The sequence below is a fragment of the Aeromicrobium sp. genome (genome assembly GCF_036675695.1).
Lineage (GTDB): Bacteria > Actinomycetota > Actinomycetes > Propionibacteriales > Nocardioidaceae > Aeromicrobium.
This window is the reverse complement of the sequence record NZ_JAKFEL010000005.1, coordinates 1-2,554: the sequence shown is the minus strand read 5'-3', so window position 1 is coordinate 2,554 and position 2,554 is coordinate 1. Positions and strand designations below refer to the sequence as shown.

The following is a 2,554-nucleotide window of genomic DNA, read 5'->3' as shown; positions in this document are numbered from 1 at the left end:
ACAGCAGATCCGACGGCTTTGCTCACGACGAAACCGACGGACGTGGGTCCGCCGGTTCCTGGAACGACATGTGTGACAAGGGTGGGTTGTACGCCTTTGGCCCCACGACGGATCGTGTGCCGGAAGTCCTCCCCGGTGCGCATGCGTTGAGCGCGCGCGAGCAACGACTCAGGCAGACAACTTGGCGCGGCCCTTGCGGCGGCGATCAGCGAGGATCGCGCGGCCGGCGCGGGTGCGCATGCGAAGACGGAAGCCGTGCTTCTTGGAGCGACGACGATTGTTCGGCTGGAAAGTACGCTTGCTCATGAGTTCCTCACGGGGGATTGGGCCGTTTCAACGGCCACCGCTCGCCCACGACACGAGTCGCATTTCGTGGGCACACGGCAGTCGTCGCTTAGCACGACTAGTCCACGGTACGCGGTGCGTTCATGGGCGGTCAAACTGATACCCATACGCCACCTGAGTCACAACGTCCACGCGACACGCCGAGAAGGTGGGACAACCTGGGGAAAACCGCTTGTATGCGCTCAGCAAGGCTGCTAGCGTCACCGCGGTATCGACTTTTCCACAAGGCCCACCATGGGCCTATTTGCATTCACAACCTGTGGAAAACCATGTGGAACAGGTGTCGGGAGGCATTGGATGAACGACGGCCCGGAGCCCACTCCCGAGGAATACCTCGACACGGTGTGGCAGCAGGCTGTCGACACGCTCTCCCCCGGCGCCAAGGTGTGGGTCTATTCCGCCAAGCCACTGAGCCTGCACGACAACATCATGATCGTCGCGGTCCAGGACGACCTGACCCGTGCGCAGCTCGAGTCCCGAGTGCGCCCAGCCCTCGAGCACGCCATCAGCATGGCGCTCCAGCAGGAGACCCGTCTGATCGTCACGATCGAGCCGTCAACCTTGGATCGGCTTAGTCAACAAGACGATATGTCGACAAACTCGCAGAATGGTGTGGCGGTTGTCGAGGACCTCGACGAAGACCTCGACGAAGACGATCAGCATGAGTTCGTTCCGAGCTGGGCCGAGCGCAAGACCGCTCCGCCGCGCATTGGCAGTGTCGCCGAGGCCAGGCTCAACCCGCGCTACCTGTTCGAGAACTTCGTCATCGGTTCGTCCAACCGCTTCGCCCACGCTGCCGCCGTCGCAGTCGCCGAAGCACCCGGCAAGGCATACAACCCGTTGGTCATCCACGGAGAGTCCGGACTCGGCAAGACCCACCTGCTTCACGCCATCGGTCACTACGTGCTCAATCTCTACCCATCGTCACGCGTGCGCTACGTCAGCAGTGAAGAGTTCGTCAACGACGTCATCAACGCAATCGGTGAGAACCGCACGTCCGCACTGCGCCGCAAGTACCGCGAGATTGACGTCCTCCTGGTAGATGACATCCAGTTCATCGAGCGCAAGGAAGCCACGCAGACCGAGTTCTTCCACACGTTCAACGCGCTGCATAACGAGAACAAGCAGATTGTCATGACGTCGGACAGGCCACCCAAGAACCTGACGACACTCGACGATCGTCTGCGCAACCGCTTCGAGTGGGGCCTCACCACCGAGACTCTCCCCCCGGATCTCGAGACCCGCATTGCGATTCTTCGCAAGAAGGCCGCCAACGAAAAGTTGACCGCACCGGCCGACGTCCTTGAGTTCATCGCGAGCAAGGTGCAGACCAACATCCGTGAGCTCGAAGGTGCACTCATCCGTGCCACGGCATTCGCCAACCTCAACGGCACCACCGTCGACCTCCAGCTTGCCCAGATCGTGCTCAAGGATCTGATCGCCGAAGGCGAAGAACCCGACATCTCGGTCGGCATGATCATGGCGCAGACGGCCGCCTACTCAGAGTTCTCGATCGACGACCTGTGCAGCGCCAACCGCAGCCGCAACCTGGTGTTGGCCCGACAGATTGCGATGTATCTCTGCCGTGAGCTGACCGAAATGTCCCTGCCGAAGATCGGCCAGGAGTTCGGCAATCGTGACCACACCACGGTGATGCACGCGGATCGCAAGATTCGCAAGCTGATGGCCGAAAAGCACGCCGTCTACAACCAGGTCACCGAGCTCACCGCCCGCATCAAGCAACAGGCCCGCCAGTCATGACAGGTGAATGGCCTATCGGGACCATTCACATCTGGGGAAGAGTCTGTGGGAAAACCCTCACGTCACGTGGACATCTGATGTCCCAGTGTGAACACCATGTGAACGCAGGACGGATGTTCACAACCACTCGTAGGTTCACCCATTCCAACACCACAGGTTTTCCACCGGTCAACATACCGTCTGACCTGCGCGTAGACCGGTTTTCCACCGAATCCACAGACGCTACTACGACGACTACTCTTCTATATCTCGACAACACCCGTGGAAGTCACTGTGCCCCCCATGTGTGGATGACCAAATCAGTCCTTCCCCTGGCTACCTCCACGCCCACGTCGCGTGGCAGGATTCATCCCCACGGCTCCCGTCTTCGGAAAGGCCCCACCACGTGAAGTTCCGCATCGACCGCGACACACTCGCGGACGCCGTCGCATGGACGGCGCGCAGCTTG

3 protein-coding genes are annotated in these 2,554 nt (G+C 60.7%); 1 reads left to right on the top strand and 2 read right to left on the bottom strand.

Going from position 1 to position 2,554, the window contains the following annotated elements:
- The coding region (locus V6M39_RS18020) for a ribonuclease P protein component (protein ID WP_442880629.1) at positions 1-164 on the bottom strand (164 nt) is incomplete at its 3' end.
- 4 nt (positions 165-168) lie between these two features.
- Entirely contained in the window at positions 169-306 is a 138-nt protein-coding gene (gene rpmH, locus V6M39_RS00100; RefSeq protein WP_309965974.1) for a 50S ribosomal protein L34, read from the bottom strand.
- Positions 307-642: 336 nt separating this feature from the next.
- On the opposite strand from rpmH, the gene dnaA reads away from it, so the two are divergent.
- Entirely contained in the window at positions 643-2,106 is a 1,464-nt protein-coding gene (gene dnaA / locus V6M39_RS00095) for a chromosomal replication initiator protein DnaA (protein WP_332641624.1), read from the top strand.
- Positions 2,107-2,554: the final 448 nt, after the last annotated feature.